Raw genomic sequence first — 20564 nt, forward strand, 5'->3', positions numbered from 1 at the left:
CCCTAAATTTTTCTACTATCTTAATAATGCTCCTGATACAACCATTAACATTACTTCTGAAGTACCTTCATAAATTTCTGTAATTTTTGCATCTCTCATCATTCTTTCAACATCATATTCTTTGATATATCCATATCCACCAAGAATTTGAACTGCTCTATCAGCAACGAATGATGCTGTTCTAGAAGCTTTTAATTTTGCCATAGCTGCTGCTACTGTGTAAGATTCACCAGCATCTTTTAAGCTAGCTGCTTTATAAACTAAATTTCTAGCTGCTTCTATTTCTATAGCCATTTCAGCTAATTTAAATTGTGTATTTTGGAATTTAGCTAAAGGACGTCCAAATTGTTCTCTTTCTTTAGAATATTGAACAGCTTTTTCTAAAGCACCTTCTGCAATACCAAGAGCTTGAGCTGCGATTCCTATTCTTCCTCCATCAAGAGTAGCCATAGCAATCTTAAATCCTTTACCTTCTTCTCCAAGTAAATTTTCTTTTGGTATTCTGCAGTCTTGGAAGATTAATTCCATAGTTGATGAACCGTTGATTCCCATTTTGTTTTCAAGTGTACCAAAATCAAATCCTTTTGTTCCTTTTTCAACTATAAATGCAGATATTCCGTGATTTCCTTTTGATTTATCTGTCATAGCAAATATTACATAAATATCAGCATATCCACCATTTGTTATAAAGATTTTTGTACCATTAAGTACATATTCATCTCCATCAAGTTTTGCAGTTGTTTGTTGACCTGAAGCATCAGTTCCTGCATTTGGTTCTGTAAGACCGAAAGCGCCTAATTTTTCTCCGCTTGCAAGTGGTGTTAAATATTTTTTCTTTTGTTCATCATTACCAAATTTATTAATACAATCAGCTGATAGTGATGTGTGAGCTGATAAAATTACTCCTGTTGATGCACAATATTTTGAAATTTCTTCAACTGCAAGTACATATGTAAGTGTGTCAGCACCTTGTCCGCCAAATTCTTCACCAAATGGGATTCCAAAGAAACCTAATTCTTGCATTTTTGCAACTGTTTCTTCTGGGAACATATGTTCTTCGTCAACTTTTTGAGCTAAAGGTTTAACTTCGCCTACTGCGAAATCATGAAACATCTCTCTCATTTCTTCATAATCTTCTGATAATTTATACATATTTTCTCCTAAATAATTTTCCATATTTATTATTTTTATCCTTAAAAATAATATTTAGAAACACTTTTGATTGCCTATGTTATTATATTAACAATCGAGCTTAGACTTGTCAAGCCTTTTAGCTAATAATTTATCAAGCTTTTTAAGCTTTAAGTCCTAAAAAATTTTGAAAATCTTTTTAAAATCATAAAAAATTATTTTGCAATTTTTTTTAATTATTAATGAAATTTTTATTGTAAAAAGATATCCCAAAATATTTTTACCTACATCATAATCATATCATAAGAAGGATATCTGTCAAATCTTTATCAATATATATTATTGAAAATTTCTCTGTACTTTCTATTATTTGAAATTTTCTTTTTTAAAATTTCTTCTATATTTTTTTATTTATTTAAAATCCAAATTAAAATTTTTATTATTTAGTTTAATAAGGAAAACTTTTTATCATTGTTAAAATTATGTTATACTTAGGTAGAAATCTAATATAATAATTTAAATTTAAATATTAATTATGGGTAAATTTTAGGAGAAAAAATGAGTTACAATAAAATTAATAATGAAATTATTGAAAAAATTAAATCATCCGTCAATGGAAAAGTTTATGTTGGTAAAGAAATCAATGAGGATTTTTTTCACGATGAAATGCCAATTTACGGAGAAGGAATTCCTGATGTTTTGGTTGATGCTAATTCAAAGGAAGATGTAGCTAGTATTATGAAAATTTGCAATGAAAATAAAATCCCTGTTCTTGCAAGAGGTGCTGGTAGTGGTTTGACTGGTGCTGGTGTTGCTATTAAAAATGGTGTAATGATTAATATGCAATCTATGAACAAAATTTTAGAATTTGACGAAGACAACATGGTTGTTAGAGTTGAACCTGGTGTTTTATTAAGTACTTTGGCTCAAACTTGTCTTGATAAGGGATATTTATATCCACCTGATCCAGGCGAAAAAAATGCTACACTTGGCGGAAACGTTTCATTAAATGCAGGCGGAATGCGTGCTGTTAAATATGGCACAACTCGTGATTATGTAAGAAAAATGGAAGTTGTTTTGCCAAATGGAGAAATTACAACTTTTGGATCTATTGTTTCTAAATCTTCTACTGGTTATTCTTTAAAAGATTTGATGGTTGGAAGTGAAGGTACTCTTGGAATTATAACTGAGCTTACTTTAAAAATCGTTCCAAATCCAAAACATACTGTATCATTAATCGTTCCTTTTGAAGATTTGGATGATTGTATTTCTACAGTTCCAAAATTATTCCAAAATAATTTAAATCCTCAAGCAATAGAATTTATGGAAAGAGATATAGTTATAGCTAGTGAAAAATACATAGGAAAAGAAACTTTCCCAAAAACTATGGAAGGAATTGATGTTGGAGCTTATTTATTAATTTCTTTTGATGGAGATGATGAGGATTTAATTGATAATACTCTTGAGCAAGCTGCTGAAATTTTGGTTGATAACGGGGCTATTGATGTTTTGGTTGCTGATACTCCAAATGCAATCAGAGATGCTTGGGCTGCAAGAAGTTCTTTCCTTGAAGCAATTGAAACTCAAAATAAACTTTTAGACGAATGTGATGTTGTTGTCCCTGTTACAAAAATTGCTGAATATATAAACTTTGTAAATAAGGAAAGTGAATCTTATATGTTTGATGTAAAATCATTTGGTCATGCTGGTGATGGAAACTTACATATCTACACCCTATCAAATGAAGAAGATAAACTTGATCAATTTAAAGAAGAAGTTGATAAGTTCATGGATGTAATTTACAAAAAAGCATATGATTTAGGCGGAAAAATTTCTGGCGAACACGGAATAGGTCATGGAAAGAAAAAATATCTAAAGAATTTTGAAGGTCAAACAAATATTGAAATTATGAGAGGAATCAAAAAAGCCTTTGATCCAAATATGATTTTAAATCCTGATAAAGTAATAGCTTTATTAGGAGAGTAATATAAATAAAAGAATTAATAATATATTAGAATTTAAGAAATGAATAAAATTATGAATTAATTTTAAATATAAACTATCCTTTTCTTAAAAAGATTTAATTTACTCCTGAATTTACAGAGTTTATGAATATAGTAAGAATCCAATTAACAATTAAATAGCTTCCTGTTGGTAATTCTGGAAGTTGGATCCTAATAATATAAATGTTTATGACCTTAATTTAAATAACAAATTTATATAAATTTAAAATGAGCCTTAATCGGCTCATTTTATTTGTTTTTAATATAGTATTTATAACTTTCTAACACTGTCCTATACCCATCTTCTTCTAAGATATTTTCTATATATTCTTTTATGGTTGAAGTTGGAAGAATTCTGTGATGATTTTTTTCTACTATTTTTTCTAAATCATTTTTTAAAATAGAAACGTCTGAAGAATTTAGTTCTATTTCCCCATCTCTTGCTGCATTTTTTATGGATCTTGAAATTTTTTCTATATCAAATAATTCAATTTTCCCATTTCTTTTTTTTACATACAATTTATTATCCAAAAAATTTTCAATAACTTCAATCTTTGCCTTATCCAACTCTTCTGCAATTTCTTCAATTGATAGATTTTTTCCTTTGTAATAATCGATAATTATTTTTGTTAAATCCAACATAAATTCCCCCTAAAATTTTTCTTATTATATTCTTACCCCAATTTTTTAGAAAATAAAAAATTGGACAAAATCCAATCTCAGTTTGTTGACAAAGTATACAAATCCTCATGCTAAGAATATCATACGTAAAAAATTGATTTGATTTCAAATTTTAAAATTCGTCAAAAATCGCACTGTTCGAGAGCTTAGCTCGAGTTTGCGATTTTAGAATTTCGAAATTTAGAAATCAACAATTTTTGGAGTCCGATATTCGTGCTTGAGGGTTTGTCTACGCTCTGAGATTGGATAAAATCCAATCTTTTTAATTATTATTTTTTTGTATAATTTGGTGATTCTCTGGTTATTTGGATATCGTGTGGGTGGTTTTCTACGAGGGTTGCTGGGGATATTTTTACAAATTTTGATTTTTCTTCTAATTCTTTTAAATTTCCTGCTCCAACATAGCCCATACCTGAGCGAAGTCCGCCAAGAAGTTGATAGATTACATCTCCTACATATCCTTTTATGGCAACTCTTCCTTCTACTCCTTCTGGAACAAATTTTTTGGTATCATTTTGGAAATATCTGTCGCTTGATCCTGATTTCATAGCAGAAAGTGAGCCCATGCCCCTATATTCTTTGTATTGTTTTCCTTCAAATACTATTGTTTCTCCTGGGGATTCTTCTGTTCCTGCAAATAATGATCCTGCCATTATTACACTTGCTCCACAAGCGAGAGCTTTTGTAATATCTCCTGAATATTTTATACCACCATCGGCTATAATTGGAATATTATATTCTTTTGCAGCTTTTACACAATCAATTATTGCAGAAATTTGTGGAACTCCAACTCCTGTTACAACTCTTGTTGTACAAATTGATCCAGGTCCAATTCCTACCTTAACAGCATCTACTCCGGCTTTTATCAAATCTTTTGTAGCTTCACCTGTTGCAACATTTCCTGCTATTAATTGAAGATCTGGATATTTTTCTTTTATTTTTTTAATTGCAGTAATAACTCCTTTTGAATGACCGTGAGCTGTGTCGACTGTTACAACGTCAACTTTTGCGCTAACTAAAGCGTCAATCCTATCCATCATATCGCGAGTAATTCCTACTGCAGCTCCAACCAATAACCTATCGTGATCATCTCTTGCAGAATCTGGATATTGTCTTGATTTTTCTATATCTTTAATTGTAATTAGGCCTTTTAATTTATAATCATCATCAACTATTGGAAGTTTTTCAACTTTTCCTGATTCCATTTTTTTAACGGCATCTTCCATAGAAATTCCAACATGACCAACAATAAGCCCATCTTTTGTCATTATATCATCAATTTTTACATTTTCATCATCTTGAAATCTTACGTCCCTGTTAGTCAAAATTCCCTTTAAAGTCATATTATCATCAACTATTGGAACTCCGCTTATTTTATAATTTGCCATTATTTCCAAGGCTTCTTTTAAAATATTTTCAGGATTTAAATAAAATGGATCGGTTATTACTCCATGTTCACTTCTTTTTACCCTATCAACTTCTTTGGCTTGGTCTTCAATTGACATATTTTTGTGGATTATTCCAATTCCACCTTGTCTTGCCATAGCAATTGCCATTTTTGATTCAGTTACTGTATCCATTGATGCTGACATTAATGGGATATTTAATTTGATTTTATTTGTAAGATTTGTTTTTAATGAAACTTCGTTTGGTAGAACTTCTGATGGACCTGGAACCAAAAGTAGGTCATCAAATGTTAATCCTTCTCCTATTATTTGCATAAAACCTCCTATTTTTTAAAATAATTTATTGCGTTTTCAAATATTTTTTGTTCTTCTTTATCGTAAATATTTTTATATAAATCTGAGTCTAATCTTTCAACATGGCCCATTCTTCCCAAGATTTTTCCGTCTTTAGATAAAATTCCTTCAATATTATAGTCTGATCCGTTTGGATTTATTTCGTATACAGAAAAAATTTGACCATTTTCTAATAAATCTTTATATTTTTCTTCATTTACAATAAACCTGCCCTCACCGTGAGAAATTGGAATCTTGTAAGTTTTTTCCAAATCAAGATCACACGTCCATGGGCTTTGGTTGTTTAATACCTTTGTATCAACAATTGTTGAAATGTGCCTGTCATTTGTATTGTAAGTAAGTGATGGATTATCTTCTTCGATTTCTTTAATTTTTCCGTAAGGAAGAAGACCAGTTTTAATTAAAGTTTGGAAACCATTACAAATTCCAATTATTAAACCATCATTTTCATCAAGCATATATTCAATTGCATCTTTTATTTTTTTATTTCTTATAATATTTGCCAAAAATTTACCAGAACCATCTGGCTCATCTGCCATAGAAAATCCACCAGGAATGGCAAAAATTTGTGAATTTCTGATTGATTTTGAAAGATTTTCAATAGACTCTTCTATAGCTTTCTTATCTAAGTTTCTAAATAAATTTATTTCAACTTCTGCCCCATATTTTTCAAAGGCTTTTTTTGTATCCCATTCGCAATTTGTTCCAGTTACAGCAAGAATTGAAACTTTGACCTTATCAACTGGTTTTTTTGATTTTAAAGAAACTTTCATCTCTTTTTGGTCGATTATTTCATAAGGAATTTCTTCTTTTGGTACAAAAACTTGATTTAATTCATTTAAGTAAGATTTTTCTAATTTTTCACCGTCTAATTTTTCTCCATTTACAATTAAATCCTCAGAAAATTCTCCGATTTTTTCAACAAAGTCTAAATCTTCTACATATTCAACCACAAAAGATCCAAACATTGGATTATATAAATTGTCAAATTCTAGGGTAAAATTAGAATTTCCCAAGGCTTGTTCGTAAATATTTGCTAAAACTCCCTTATTATCAAGAGCAATTGTAGAAATAATTTTTCCATCTCTCATAGCCCCGATTAATTTTTCCAATAAATTTTTGTAATAATCAAGGTCAAGGGTCATATCGGAATTATATTTTGCCCTAACTAGACCAATTTTTCCTTTTCCTTTTAAATCATTTGATTTTATATTTTCAATATCTTCAGTTGTTGTTGCAAAAGAAATTAAAGTTGGTGGAACATTCAAATCTTCAAAGCTTCCACTCATTGAATCTTTTCCACCGATTGGAGGCATTTTGAAAAAGTTTGTTACTTCAAAGGCTCCCAAAAGTGATTTCAATGGTTTGGACCAAGATTTTTCATTATCCATTTTTTCGTAAAATTCTTGGAAGGATAATCTTATTTTTTCCAAATCGCTTCCAACAGAAACAAGTTTTGCAATTGATTCTATTACTGCGTAATATCCTCCCAAATATTGGCTTTTTTCTGATAAATATGGGTCAAAGCCGTAGGACATTATTGAAACAGTTTTAGAAGCTCCTTCATTTACTGGAATTTTTGCAACCATGGCTTGGGATGGATTTACTTGTTTTTTTCCTCCAAGTGGTTGAAGAACTGTATTTTGTCCAATGGTTGAATCAAATATTTCTATTAGATTTCTTTGACTTATCACATTTAAATCTTTTATTTTCTCATAAAAATATTTTGGATCAGAAGATTTTTCTGTCAAATATTTAGGAACTTCTTCGCTTACAATATTAACTTTTGCATTTCTGTCTGCTCCATTTGTATTTATAAAATCGTAGGAAATATCTGCAATTTTTTTATCTTCATAGAACATTCTCATCCTATTTGTGTCAGTAACTATCCCAACTAGGGCTGTTTCTACATTTTCTTCCCTACAATATTTTTCAAATTCTTCCCTATCATTTTTATCAATTAAAACTGCCATTCTTTCTTGGGATTCTGAAATTGCAATTTCTGATGGCTTTAGACCTTCATATTTTAATTTAACTTTTGAAAGGTCAATATCAATTCCATCATAAAGTTCTCCAATTGCAACTGAAACTCCACCAGCACCAAAGTCGTTACATTTTTTTATAAGTTTTGAAACTTCGCTTCTTCTAAATAATCTTTGAAGTTTTCTCTCTTCTGGAGCGTTTCCTTTTTGAACTTGGGCAGATTCTGTAATTATTGAAGTTAATTTGTGAGATTTTGATGAACCAGTTGCTCCACCAATTCCATCTCTTCCAGTTCTTCCCCCAATTAATAAAACTATATCATCTTTTTTTGGATTAAGTCTTTTTACATTTTCTTTTGGAGCTGCAGCTATAACTGCCCCACATTCCATCCTTTTTGCCTTGTAACCTTCATGGAAAATTTCTTTTACAAATCCTGTTGCAAGACCAATTTGGTTTCCGTAGGAAGAATATCCCTTGGCAGCAAGTTTTGAAATTTTTCTTTGAGGAAGTTTTCCTTCCATTGTCTTATCGACATCTTCCAAGATGTTTCCAGCACCTGTAATTCTCATGGCTTGGTAAACATAACTTCTGCCTGAAAGTGGATCTCTTATTGCTCCACCAAGACAAGTTGATGCCCCACCAAAAGGCTCAATTTCTGTTGGATGGTTGTGGGTTTCATTTTTAAACATCAAAAGATAATCTTCAAGACTTTCTTTTCCATTTTTTTCTACCCTAACTTTTACATAAACAGAGCAAGCATTTATTTCGCTTGAAACTTCCAAATCATCAAATTCATTTTTACTTCTCATATATTTTGAAAGAATCGTTCCAAAACTCATAAGATTTATTGGCTTTTTAATTTCAAGCTCATCTCTCATTTTTAAATATTTTTCAAAAGAATTTTTAATAGCCTCATCAAGAATAGTTTTTGCCTTTATATCAATATCAAGATTTGTATTAAAAGTTGTATGCCTACAATGGTCTGACCAATAAGTATCTAATATTTTTATTTCAGTTTCGTTTGGATCCCTATTTTCTTTTTTAAAATACTCCCTAACCATTTTTAAATCATTTTCGTCCATTGCAAGGTCATGAGCTTTTAAAAATTTAGAAATTTTCTCATCTGAATAATTTATAAAGCCCTCATAAATTTCATTTTCAAGATTTTTTTCCCTTTTTGTATCCAAACTTTCTGGCATTTCTTTTAAATCAATTTTGTGACTATCAACTGGATTTATCAAATAATTTTCAATTTTTTTAAGGTCATTTCCATTTAATTTTGAAAATTCGTAAACTGTTGCAGTTTTACAATCTGTTTTTTCATCCAAAATTAAATCTAGGGTATCAAGAACTCCCTTTCTTCTTTGGTCAAATTGACCCGGAAGATATTCAACTGCAAGGGAAGATTCAAAAGAATTTTCAAGTTTTTTTGCCTCATCTTTGGCATAAACATAGTCAAGATTTCTTTCGGATAAGACATTATTAATAGCCTTATCCAAATTTTCATCGCTTATTTCAAGGTCGTATCTGTTGTAGATGTTTAATTTTTCTAATTTTATTTTTAAAAGATTTTCAATTTCTTTTTTAACTTCCTTGGACTTGTAATCGAACCTATCTTTTTTTCTTACATAAATTCTCTTAACTGATTTTTTCATATCATATCCCTAATGTCTAAAGTGCCTATTGTTGGTAAATACCATGGACATTTTGTATTCATTACATTTTTCAATAGAATCTTTATCTCTAATTGATCCACCTGGTTGGATGATTGATTTTACCCCGATTTTGTGGGCAAATTCTACACAATCATCAAATGGGAAAAAGGCATCTGAAGACATAAGAGAATCTGTAAAGTCTACATCTGGGTGGTTATTTTTGATTGATTCCAAAGCCCAAATTCTTGAAGTTTGTCCACAACCTACTCCCAAAGTTTTTCCATCTTTAACAATTACAATTGCATTTGACTTGGTATATTTTACAACTGTCATGGCAAATTTTAAATCGTCGATATCTTTTTTATCTGGTTTTACTTCAGTTACAACTTCAAAATCATCTTCTTTTGTATCCCTATCTTGGACTAAAACTTTTCCTTCTAAATATTTTACATCTTCTTTTACAAAATCTTTTGAAAGGTCAACTTTTATTAGACGGATATTTTTCTTTTTAGATAAAATTTCCAAAGCTTCTTTTGTAAAGTCATTTGCTGCAACAATTTCAAGGAAAATTTCACTCATCATGCTTGCAGTTTTTTCATCCACTACCCCATTTAGGGCAACAATTCCACCAAAAATTGATAGAGAATCAGCTTCGTAAGCTTTTTTATAAGCATCAAAGGCATTTTCTCCAATAGCAGCCCCACAAGGTGATTGATGTTTTAAAGCTACACAAGAATTTTCCCCAAGTTCTTTGGCAAGTTCCAAGGCAACATTTAAGTCATTATAATTGTTAAAACTCATTGCCTTTCCGTGAAGAATTTCTATATCTTTCAAAAGTCCTTTTGCATAAGTATCTTCATAAAGGCTTGCCTTTTGGCTTGGATTTTCTCCGTATCTTAAATCTTCAATTTTTCTAAGACCGTAAGTTTTATATTCGCTTTCTTTTTTGGTCAAATCTTTGAAAAATCTAGAAATTACACTGTCATAATAAGCTGTAAGAGAATAAGCCTTCATAGCTAAATATCTTCTGTAATCCAAATCAACTTGATTATTTTCTAATCTTTCTAAAAGTTCTTCATAATCTTTAGGATCTGTCAAAACAATACAGTCCTTGTGATTTTTTGCAGCAGATCTAATCAAAGTTGGTCCGCCGATGTCAATATTTTCAATAATATTGTCAATATCATTACTCTTTAAGGACTCTTCAAACTTATATAAATTTACAACAACTATATCAATATCTTTGATATTATTTTCTTCCACAGTTTTTTTGTGATTTTCGTCATCTCTTTTGTAAAGAATTCCTCCATGAACATAAGGAGATAAAGTTTTTACCCTACCATCCAAAATTTCTGGAAAATTTGTAATCTCTTCAATTTCCTTTACATCTACTCCGCTTTCTTTGATTTTTTTATATGTACCACCAGTAGATACAATTTCAACTCCCAAATCACTTAAGCCTTTAGCAAGTTTTTCGACATCCTTTTTATCAGTAACAGATATTAAAGCTCTCATTCTTCCCTCCAAATTATAATTTTAAGCTTTCAGTCTAAATTAAAGACAAGAAAAGGGAAGCTAATAAAATATTAGCTTCCCTTGATAAGACATTAAACCATTCATAGACAAAATTGGGCATAGAAATCCAAAGACATATCTAAGTCTTTCAATTTTTTTCATAGATAAAATTGTATTTACAAATTTATTAATTTTAAAAATAAATCTCATCATTAATTCCCCCAAATGAATGTAAAATAATCATACCATAGTTTTTTAAAAATTAAAGATGTATTTTTATTTTTTTCTAATTTGTATATTTACAAAAAAATTAACTCTTCTTACTTTTTTTTCTCAATTTTTTAAAAAAACTTTGTAAAATTTCTAGACTTTCATCTTGCATTAATCCAAATTCTGCATCTAGGAAATGTAATTGGCTTCTATCTCCCGTGATATTTGTATTTGATCCGCAAGCTCCTCTTTTTACATCGGCAAGGGCAATTACTAATCTTTTGATTCTAGAATTTATTATTGCTCCTGCGCACATTGAACAAGGCTCCATTGTTACATACATGGTGCAATCTTCTAACCTAAAATCTCCAATGTATTTGCTCGCCTGATCAATTGCAAGAATTTCTGCATGCTTAAGAGCAGATTTTCCCTTGTAAGTATAGTTGTGGCTTCTGGCAATTATTTTTTCATTCTTTACTATCACACAGCCTATGGGAACTTCTTCTTCAAGCCTTGCAAGTTTTGCCTCGTTTATTGCTTCTCTCATATAAAAATAATCGTCCATATTTTTCCTTTCATTTTTAAAATATAAAAAAAGACTATTGCTAATTTTATTTTGCAATAGCCTTATATTTGGCGTCCTGAAGAGGATTCGAACCTCCGACACCCGCCTTAGGAGGGCGGTGCTCTATCCAGCTGAGCTACCAGGACCTACTCCAACATTATAGCAAAAAAGATAGAAAAAGTAAAACTTTTTCTATCTTGCTATTAGGCATTCTACTAAAAAATTGCAAGCATCTGTGATTGTTCTTTTTATTTTTGTAAAAGTTGATGCTTTTTCTTGGTCCTTTTTGCTAATTAAATTTACTTGGTAAGATTTATCTTTATAACTAATGTAAGATTTTCCTAGAACATCGCCTTTTTTGATTGGTGCTTTAATATTCTTATTTATTATTGTTTTTACACTTGGCATTTCCTTATCTTTAGTTATAAATCCAACATTTTTATCTGGATATAATTCTACATAGCCTTCTTTAACTGAATTTACTTTTATTGAATCGCTTGGAAGATTTGTATCTGCAAGTTTTTTGTAATTAAAATATCTTGATACATAATAAATCAAATCTATCATGGCTGAATTTCTAAATTCATTATCTTCAGCTCCCATTACAATTCCTATTGCCCTAAATTCATTTTTTGGATCAAATTTATTCATGTCGATTGTTGTTGTAAGACAATGACCAGCTTCTTCAGTAGTTCCAGTTTTTAATCCATCTACACCCTTTACTTCATCTTTTAAAGGAATTGTTGATTTTTTGTTGATATTTTTTTCATTATCATTAATTCCATCAAGCTTTGTATATTCTAAAATATCTGGATATTTTTCAAGAATTATCCTTGTTAGCTCAAATAAATCTTTGGCTGATGATGAATTTTGTTTACCATTTTCAGTATTTATACCTGATGCGTTGTAATAGCTTTGGCTTTTTAATTTTAATTCTTGGGCCTTTTTGTTCATTTCCTTGGCAAAATCATCTTCACTTCCTGAAATTTTACTTGCCAAAAGATTTGCACAGTCATTTCCACTTACAACCATAAGGCCTGTTATTAATTCCTTTACTGTATAACTTTCACCTTCTTTAATTCCCATTGAAGAATATTCAGGTCCAGTTAAACTTTCCGCTTCTTTTGTACCCTTTACTTTTGTATCATAGGAAATTTTTCCACTATCAATGGCTTCTCTTGTTAGTAAAAAAGTCATAAGCTTACTCATTGAAGCAATTGGATAAGCCTTATCGGCATTTTTTTGGTAAAAAATATCTCCACTTTCCTGATTTCCTATAAGATAAGCCTTAACATATTGGTCGGCTCCAACAATATTATCTCCTTCTTTTGCAACTGTATCGTCTGCAAAAGATAAAAGAGGAGAAAATACAAATAAAAAAGCCAAGGCAAATATAAAAAATTTATTGCTTTTTTTCATGCATACTCCTAAACTTGTAATGATTCCATTTTTTTGAAATTCTTTCTCAAAAGTTTCAATGTATAAACATCGTCTTTTTTGGGATAAGAAAATTCAAATTTTTCAGCTAATTTCATCCCAACTTTTCTAAATAATTGACAAGATGCAAAAATTGAACTATAAAAATCCATAATATCATTTGACCTAAAAGTTAAAATCAATTCTTCTTTAAGATCTGCTTCCAAGGTATGGATAAAGTTTTTGCCACTTTCACCTGCATCCATTCCCTGGTTAAATTTATCGATAATATACCAATTAAGCAATTTAAAAAGCTCATCTCTCATAGCTTGCATCTTAAATCCAGCACTTATAATATCCCTTGACAATAAATTAAATGAAACATCCAAAGCAAGAGAAAAAAAGTTTTTGCCACATTCATCAAATTCAAATTCCCTTGGGAGCTTAAAAACAAGATTAGCCTCTGCCACTTCTTCTTTAAGATTCATTTCATCACAAACAAATTCAATATTTCCAGGACAAAGTTTTATAAATTCACCCGCCCTATCTTCAGCAAGAATATTTATGGAAATTTTTGTTGAATCATTAGCGTATATCTCAAATTTTGTAAATTGTTGATTCTTTTTATCAAAATCAAAAGAATCTTTTTTCTTATTAATTATTGCATAATCATCAAAAACTTTTTCTAAATCATCTTTAATTTTTGAAATTATAATTTCAGAAAAAACAGCGTAAACATTTGCAAAATGTTCATTATTATTTTCTTCTTTTATGAAAAAAATAGCCTTGACCTTGTCATTTGATTTAGAATAATCTTTAAATTTTTCTATAATATAACTTTTCATAACCACATCTTTCTCTTAAACAAATATTAGTCTTATACACTAATTTTACCACAAATATCAAATCTTTATAAGAAATTAATTCTCATAAGCTTTTAAAAAATCTTTCAAAACTTGTGCACTCATTCCCCAAATTACAGGTTTTGTATTATAAAAATAAAAATTGTGATATCTTTGCCAAAAATTATAATTCTTCCCATTTGGAATTTTTTCAAAAGGAAAATCATCTGGCAAATCCATCTTAAGCTTTGCCCTGTATTTTTCTGGCGGATTATTTTTCAAATAATCAATAGAAACTGTAAAAATAGAATCAACTTCCATATTGTAAGAAATATTTTCAAAATCTTTATTAATCCTTCCATAATATGCTTTAATAATCCTATTTGAAGAAGATAAAATCATAGAAGAATAATCTACCAAAGAAATATCCTTCTCATCTAAATTCAACTCTTCCCTACATTCCCTAATAGCTGCCATTTCAAAATTTTCGCCTTCATGAAGCCCTCCACCAGGAAAAGAAACTTCCCCAGCTTGCGAAACAATATTGCTTCTAACCTCAAACAAAATATGGTCTTTGCCGTTAATATTTATTATAGGAATAAAAACTGCATATTTTGATAATTTTTTATAAAATTCGTCATCAACTTGTAAATTTTTCATAACTTCTCCTAATATATTTTCACATATACTCTTATAATTATTATACTGTTTTAAAAATATTTTCTAATTATGCAATTTTCATAGAAAAAATGGGTATAAAAAAAAAGGAAATGAAGAAAAAGGAGTTATTATGTGGAAAGAATTTAAAGAATTTATATCAAAAGGAAATGTAATTGACATGGCAATAGGTCTTGTAATGGGATCTGCTTTTACTGCAATTGTAAAAGCAGTTGTAGATGGAATTTTAATGCCAATTATTTCAGGACTTACAGCAGGAGTCGATTACGAAGACTTAACTATTAATTTTTTCGGATCAAAATTATTAATAGGTAGTGTAATTAATGCTATTATAACATTTTTAATTATTTCATTATTTTTATTTATAATTGTTAAAACACTAAATAAGGCAAAAAAAGAAGAAGTTGTAGAAGAGACAACAAAAATTTGTCCTCACTGTAAAAGTGAAATAGACATTAAAGCAACAAGATGTCCTAACTGTACATCAAAGCTTGAAGGATTTTCTGAAGAAATTAAATAATTTTTAAAAAAATAAAGCAGGCTTAAGAGCCTGCTCAATCTGTTGACAAAGTATGAATGTATAAAATATTTTATTTTAAAATAAAAATTAATCTACGTACCATCTCGACTAGATTATTGTGCCTTGATTTGGCACAATCATCCCTAAAACTAAGTGCGAAAGCACGAAAAAGTTTGCGAAGCAAACGTGTTTTAGTGTGAGTGGAACGAACGCACGGAGAGATCTCATGAGATTTCTCAACTCACTACGTTCGCTCGAAATGAGCAATTTTTAGTTTATCGACAAACTATGCAGGACTTAAGCCTGCTTTTTCTATAGAAAATTTTATCTTCTTTTTTCCTTAACATAATCACAAGAATTACATTTTATTTCATCAGTTGACCTATTTTTTTTGTGGACTAAAAGGTCTCCGCATTTTGGGCATTTTTCTCCTGTTGGTGGATCCCATGTTGCGTAATCACATTTTGGAAAATTTGAACATCCATAAAATCTTTTGCCTCTTTTTGAAACTTTTTCTATAATTTCTCCATCATTACATTCTGGACATTTTACTCCAGTTGTTTTTACTATTGATTTTGTAAAATCGCAATCTGGGAAATTTGTACATCCAATAAATTTTCCATTTCTTCCATGTTTTACTGCAAGAGGATGGCCACATTTTGGACATTTTTCATCCAAAATTTTATCTTTTACCTTATAATCTGTTGTATCTTTTGAAACTTGTTTTAAATCTTTTTCAAATCCCTTATAAAAAGATTTTAAAACATCCTTCCAATAAACTTCATCTTGGGCGATTTTATCTAGCTCATCTTCCATTTTCGCTGTAAATTCTACATTTATTATATCGTCAAAACTTTCTTGTAAAAAATCATTTACTCTTATTCCAAGTTTGGTTGGAAGAATTTTTCTTTGTTCAAATTCTACATAATTTCTTGAAATAATTGAAGCGATGGTTGATGAATAAGTTGATGGTCTTCCTATTCCATATTCTTCCAAAGTTTTTACAAGACTTGCCTCAGTATAATTTGCTGGTGGCTTTGTGAAATGTTGGTCTTTTATAATTTCAAGGGCTTTTATAATATCTCCCTTTTTTAAATCTGGTAGGATATTTTCATTTTCTTTTGCATTTGAAACTTTCATAAATCCATCAAACAAGGTTATTTTTCCATTTGTTTTAAAAATCACCCCGTTTGTATCAAAAGAAATTGACGTTGACAAATATTCATAATCTGTCATCTGACTTGCTACAACTCTTGTCCAAATCAACTTGTAAAGTTTATATTGTTGGTCTGTCAAATATTCTTTTACACTGATTGGATCATTGTAAATTGAAGTTGGTCTGATTGCTTCGTGGGCATCTTGGCTTGTTTTTGCTTTTTTGGAATATGATTTTCCCTTTGAAGCGTATTTTTCTCCAAATTTTTCCTTAATATAAGATAAACTTTCTCCAATAATTTCATTTGAAAGTCTTGTGGCGTCAGTTCTCATATAAGTTATAAGACCAACCCTTCCCTTTTGTCCAAGGTCAATTCCTTCAAAGAGTTGTTGGGCAAGTGCCATGGTATATTTGGTTGAGAATCCTAATTTATTTGAAGCATCTTGTTGAAGAGTTGAAGTTGTGTAAGGCTTTTGAGCCTTTCTTTTCTTTTTTGTTTTTTGAATATCAATAACTTCAAACTTATCCTTATCAATCCTATTTAGGATTTTTTCTGCCCCATTTTCATTTGAAATTTTCATTTTTTTGGATTTTGATCCATAAAATTCAGATTCAAATTCAATTTTACTTTCCTTGTGTTTAGCAGTAATTGTCCAATATTCTTCAGGCACAAAAGAATCAATTTCTCTTTGCTTATCAACAATTAATTTTAAAGCAACTGATTGGACCCTACCTGCAGAAAGACCAGATTTTACTCTTTTCCACAAAATTGGTGAAATTTCATAACCTACAATCCTATCCATAACCCTTCTTGCTTGTTGGCTATCAACCAAATTTTGGTCGATTTTTCTTGGATTTTTAATAGCATTTTTTACATTATTTTTTGTTATCTCGTGAAATTCTACCCTATTTAATTCATTTTCATCAAGTCCCAAAAGATATTGTAAATGCCAGCTTATAGCTTCACCTTCCCTATCAGGGTCTGTTGCAAGAAAAACTTTATCCACGCTTTCAGCTTCTTTTTTTAAAGCATTTATTGTTTTTGCCTTTCCACGAACTTTTATATATTTTGGTTCAAAATTATTTTCTATATCCACTCCAAGTTTTGACTTTGGCAAATCCCTAAGATGACCATAGGTTGCTCTTACCTTATAATTTGAGCCCAACATCCTAGTGATTGACTTAGCCTTGGTTGGAGATTCTACTATTACTAAATTTTTTGCCATTTAATCCCCTTTGCTTACGTATTCATTATTTCCCATATTTTCTATATAATTATTTAATTCCAAAAATATCAAAATGTAATTTACATCCTCAATCGACATAGATAAATTTTGCGAAATCTCATCTGCGCTTGAAGATGGCTTATCGATTATATACTTTACTACATTTGCAGCATCTTTATCAAGTCCATCAAGATTAATTTTGTTTTTTTTCTTATTTATATTTTTAAAATCTTCAATTTCATCAATTATATCAGATGCATCCATTACAAGTTTTGAGCCTTCTTGAATTAGTTTATTACAGCCTTTTGAATAAATTGAATTAATATTTCCAGGAAGACAAAAGACTTCCCTTCCTTGTTCAAGGGCAAAATTTGTTGTAATCATTGTTCCAGATTTCTCCTTTGCTTCAATAACACAAACTCCCTTGCTAAGTCCTGAAATTATCCTATTTCTTCTTGGAAAATTATAGGCATTTGGTGGAGTTTCTAGTGGAAATTCTGAAATAATTAAGCCTTTTTCCTCAATTTTTTCATACAAATATTTATTTGCCTTGGGATAAATTATATCAAGACCTGAACCAATTACCCCAATGGTTTTAATATTATTTTCAAGGCTAACCTTGTGACTAATTGCATCAATTCCATAGGCAAGACCCGAAACCGTCCTAATATTTGTATCCTTAAATCCTTCAACAATTTTTTTGCAGGCCCATTTACCATAGTCAGTACATTTTCTTGCCCCTACAAAGGCTATGGCGTTTTTGTCTTCTTTTTCCAAATTTCCCTTGTAATAAAAAAGAGCCGGCCTATCTTCAATATAGGATAAATTTATTGGATAATTTTCATCAAAAATTGTACAAATTTTATAAGAACCTTTAAAAACTTTTTCCCTATAAGCCTTAAAATCTTCCAAATTTTTCAAAGAAAATATCTTTTCCTTATTTATCTTAGATAAATTATCAAAAATTTTCCTATCAAGGTCAAAAAAATTGTCCAAATCAAGATTCTCACAAAAATCCAAAATTATTTTGTTGGATAAATTTATAAAATTAAAATATAATAATAAATCTTTTTTGTCCATCTAATCACCAAAAGCGTTTTTTATGTAATGAATTTTTTTATTTTCAAGATAAACTTCGCAAACATCAAAAGAAATCAAAAATTCACCCAAATCTTTTTCCATTATATAGACTTGAGCTGTTTTTTTGATTCTTTCTTGTTTATAATAATCAACATCCAAAATTCCAGGTTTAAATTGGTCATTTTTCCTAGTTTTAACCTCAACAAAGGTTAAAATATCATCTTTTATACAAATAATATCAATTTCTCCGTAGGGTTTTAGGAAATTTCTTTCTAAAATTTGATAGCCTTTTTTCTCCAAATATCTTTTTGCTATATCTTCCCCAAAATCTCCTATTGATCTTTTTTTACTTTTCATAAAAAAGACAGCTGCCTTTCATGAAATTTTCTTAAAAAAGTTTTTCTATGAATTGGACATTCCCCAAATTTTTCAAGGCCCTCATAGTGTTTTTTTGTCCCATAGCCTGCGTTAGTTTCAAAAGAATAATATGGATAAATTTTTGAAAAATTTTCCATAATTTTATCCCTCCTAACCTTAGCAAGAATTGATGCACAAGAAATGGCATATTCATACAAATCTCCCTTTACAATATTTAATTGCTTAATATCAGTATCAATTCTTTCAGCATCAATCAAAACAATTTGAGGTTTTTTTTCAAGGTCTTCAAGGGCATTTTTCATAGCAAGCCTTGTTGCTTCTTTTATATTTATTTTATCAATAAGGATATTATTTGCATAACCAAAAGCATAAGAAATCGAATCATCAATGATTTTTTGATAAAGTTCTTTCATCTTTTTTTTGGATAATTTTTTAGAATCTGTGACGCCCTCAATGTGAGAATCTTTTTTCATTATAACTGCACAAGCAACAACAGGGCCTGCCAAAGGCCCCCTTCCAACTTCATCTATTCCTGCAATCAAATCATATTTTTCGTGTATTTGATTTTTGATTTTGTCATTAAATTCAGAATACCTAGGCTTTTTCAATTGTTATCCTTCCAAGTTTTCCACTTCTAAAATCATTAAAAATTAAATTTGCACACCTTGTATAATCAACTTCACCTTTTCTAATAATTGCCCCTCTTTTTATTCCAATTTCTTCATAAATTTCAAGAGCAGTCTTATCAGCATCTATCTTATACCTTTCTTCTAAATTTTTTGGATAAGATTCTTTCATAAATTCAATAAATTTAAGGCATAATTCCTCAATATTTAAAATTTCATCCTTAATTGCGTTGGTAAAAGATAGGTGAAGACCTGAATCTCCTTCAAGCTTTGGCCACAAAACACCAGGAGTGTCCAAAAGTAAAATGTTTTCATTTGTTTTTATCCATTGTTTTTGTTGGGTAACACCAGGCCTATTTCCAACCTTAGCACCCTTTCTTTTAGCAATATTATTAATAAATGTAGATTTTCCAGAATTTGGAATACCAACAACCATCATCCTAATATTTTCATTTTCAATATTTTTTTCTTCATTTTTCTTAAATTTTTCTGAAAGAATTTCTTTTGCTATCTTATAAATTTCTTTTGTATTGATTTTTTCTTTAGAATTCATTTTTATAGCTTTAACCCCATCAGATGCAAATTTTTTAATCCATTTTTCATTTTCAACAGGGTCTGATAGGTCAGTTTTATTCATTATAATAATTCTATCTTTTTTTTCAGTAATTTCTGAAATCAAAGGATTTCTAGATGATTTTGGAATTCTTGCATCTATTACTTCTAAAACTATATCAACAAGCTTTAAAGAATTTATTATTTCTTCTTTGGTCTTTTTCATATGACCCGGATACCAATTTATATTCATATATCCTCCTAATCTTTATTTTATATTTTATCACAAATATTTGCGAATTATAAAATAAAACACCTTTTCTATCTAAATTAAAATTTATTTCATTTATAAAAATTTCACAAAATCTCAAGGCATGAAATTTGTAAAAATCCAGTTTTAAAATATGATATAATATTACAGAAAAACTGTTGAAAATATAAAATTAAATCTAGGTAAATTATATGATTTTCCTATCATAAATTACGGAAAAATTAATAGATGAAAAGATGAATAAATTAGACTTACAAAAAGCCATAAACACAACTCCTCACACCATAAAAAAGGGGGCGATATGAGATTGTTAATA

Annotated in this window: 17 protein-coding genes and 1 tRNA gene; 2 read left to right on the forward strand and 16 right to left on the reverse strand. The window is 29.5% G+C overall.

Annotation, left to right across the window (positions count from 1 at the left end; all coding sequences use genetic code 11):
- Positions 1-15: 15 nt before the first annotated feature.
- Positions 16-1152, reverse strand: a complete 1137-nt coding sequence (locus BN2087_RS08765; RefSeq protein ID WP_049691390.1) for an acyl-CoA dehydrogenase — start codon at positions 1150-1152, stop codon at positions 16-18.
- Between the two features lie 537 nt (positions 1153-1689).
- Here BN2087_RS08765 and BN2087_RS08770 point away from each other — a divergent pair.
- Positions 1690-3117, forward strand: a complete 1428-nt coding sequence (locus tag BN2087_RS08770) for an FAD-binding oxidoreductase (RefSeq protein WP_049691391.1) — start codon at positions 1690-1692, stop codon at positions 3115-3117.
- A gap of 266 nt (positions 3118-3383) precedes the next feature.
- On the opposite strand, the gene BN2087_RS08775 is transcribed toward BN2087_RS08770, so the two are convergent.
- The 10 genes from BN2087_RS08775 to BN2087_RS08815 all read right to left on the reverse strand — a co-directional run bounded on the left by BN2087_RS08775 (position 3384) and on the right by BN2087_RS08815 (position 14421).
- Entirely contained in the window at positions 3384-3776 is a 393-nt protein-coding gene (locus tag BN2087_RS08775) for an ATP cone domain-containing protein (protein ID WP_049691392.1), read from the reverse strand.
- A 308-nt stretch (positions 3777-4084) separates the two neighbouring features.
- On the reverse strand, positions 4085-5536 hold the full coding sequence (gene guaB, locus BN2087_RS08780) for an IMP dehydrogenase (protein ID WP_049691393.1): 1452 nt from the start codon (positions 5534-5536) through the stop codon (positions 4085-4087).
- An 8-nt stretch (positions 5537-5544) separates the two neighbouring features.
- Positions 5545-9213 carry a phosphoribosylformylglycinamidine synthase gene (locus tag BN2087_RS08785; RefSeq protein WP_049691394.1) on the reverse strand — a complete coding sequence of 1223 codons (3669 nt, stop codon included), beginning with the start codon at positions 9211-9213 and terminating at the stop codon, positions 5545-5547.
- A 9-nt stretch (positions 9214-9222) separates the two neighbouring features.
- On the reverse strand, positions 9223-10728 hold the full coding sequence (purH, locus tag BN2087_RS08790) for a bifunctional phosphoribosylaminoimidazolecarboxamide formyltransferase/IMP cyclohydrolase (protein WP_049691395.1): 1506 nt from the start codon (positions 10726-10728) through the stop codon (positions 9223-9225).
- A gap of 60 nt (positions 10729-10788) precedes the next feature.
- Entirely contained in the window at positions 10789-10941 is a 153-nt protein-coding gene (locus BN2087_RS09215; RefSeq protein WP_156181265.1) for a hypothetical protein, read from the reverse strand.
- A gap of 97 nt (positions 10942-11038) precedes the next feature.
- The gene (locus BN2087_RS08795) at positions 11039-11503 is read right to left on the reverse strand and encodes a nucleoside deaminase (RefSeq protein WP_049691452.1); all 465 of its coding nucleotides are present in this window, start codon (positions 11501-11503) and stop codon (positions 11039-11041) included.
- A gap of 69 nt (positions 11504-11572) precedes the next feature.
- Positions 11573-11649 (reverse strand) — tRNA-Arg (locus BN2087_RS08800).
- Between the two features lie 46 nt (positions 11650-11695).
- Positions 11696-12922: a D-alanyl-D-alanine carboxypeptidase family protein gene (locus tag BN2087_RS08805; protein WP_049691396.1), complete on the reverse strand. Its 1227-nt coding sequence runs from the start codon at positions 12920-12922 to the stop codon at positions 11696-11698.
- An 8-nt stretch (positions 12923-12930) separates the two neighbouring features.
- Positions 12931-13764: an aminoglycoside 6-adenylyltransferase gene (locus BN2087_RS08810; protein ID WP_049691397.1), complete on the reverse strand. Its 834-nt coding sequence runs from the start codon at positions 13762-13764 to the stop codon at positions 12931-12933.
- Between the two features lie 75 nt (positions 13765-13839).
- Positions 13840-14421, reverse strand: coding sequence for an NUDIX hydrolase (locus BN2087_RS08815; protein WP_049691398.1), 582 nt, complete (start codon positions 14419-14421; stop codon positions 13840-13842).
- A gap of 130 nt (positions 14422-14551) precedes the next feature.
- On the opposite strand from BN2087_RS08815, the gene mscL reads away from it, so the two are divergent.
- Positions 14552-14959 (forward strand): large conductance mechanosensitive channel protein MscL, encoded by a 408-nt coding sequence (gene mscL / locus BN2087_RS08820; RefSeq protein WP_049691399.1) that lies wholly within the window; start codon positions 14552-14554, stop codon positions 14957-14959.
- A 324-nt stretch (positions 14960-15283) separates the two neighbouring features.
- Here mscL and topA read toward each other — a convergent pair whose 3' ends face one another.
- The 5 genes from topA to ylqF are packed head-to-tail and all read right to left on the reverse strand — an operon-like array spanning position 15284 to position 20230.
- Positions 15284-17341, reverse strand: a complete 2058-nt coding sequence (topA, locus tag BN2087_RS08825; RefSeq protein WP_049691400.1) for a type I DNA topoisomerase — start codon at positions 17339-17341, stop codon at positions 15284-15286.
- The gene (dprA, locus tag BN2087_RS08830; protein ID WP_049691401.1) at positions 17342-18421 is read right to left on the reverse strand and encodes a DNA-processing protein DprA; all 1080 of its coding nucleotides are present in this window, start codon (positions 18419-18421) and stop codon (positions 17342-17344) included.
- A complete protein-coding gene (locus BN2087_RS08835) occupies positions 18422-18778 on the reverse strand; it encodes a YraN family protein (protein ID WP_049691402.1) in 357 nt (118 codons plus the stop codon). It lies immediately after the preceding gene.
- Positions 18775-19407 (reverse strand): ribonuclease HII, encoded by a 633-nt coding sequence (locus tag BN2087_RS08840; RefSeq protein WP_053094094.1) that lies wholly within the window; start codon positions 19405-19407, stop codon positions 18775-18777. Before BN2087_RS08840 ends, BN2087_RS08835 begins: the two co-directional genes overlap by 4 nt.
- On the reverse strand, positions 19394-20230 hold the full coding sequence (gene ylqF / locus BN2087_RS08845) for a ribosome biogenesis GTPase YlqF (protein ID WP_049691403.1): 837 nt from the start codon (positions 20228-20230) through the stop codon (positions 19394-19396). The genes BN2087_RS08840 and ylqF overlap by 14 nt, the downstream gene beginning before the upstream one ends.
- Between the last annotated feature and the right edge of the window lie 334 nt (positions 20231-20564).

The organism is Anaerococcus jeddahensis (assembly GCF_001182725.1).
GTDB lineage: Bacteria > Bacillota > Clostridia > Tissierellales > Peptoniphilaceae > Anaerococcus > Anaerococcus jeddahensis.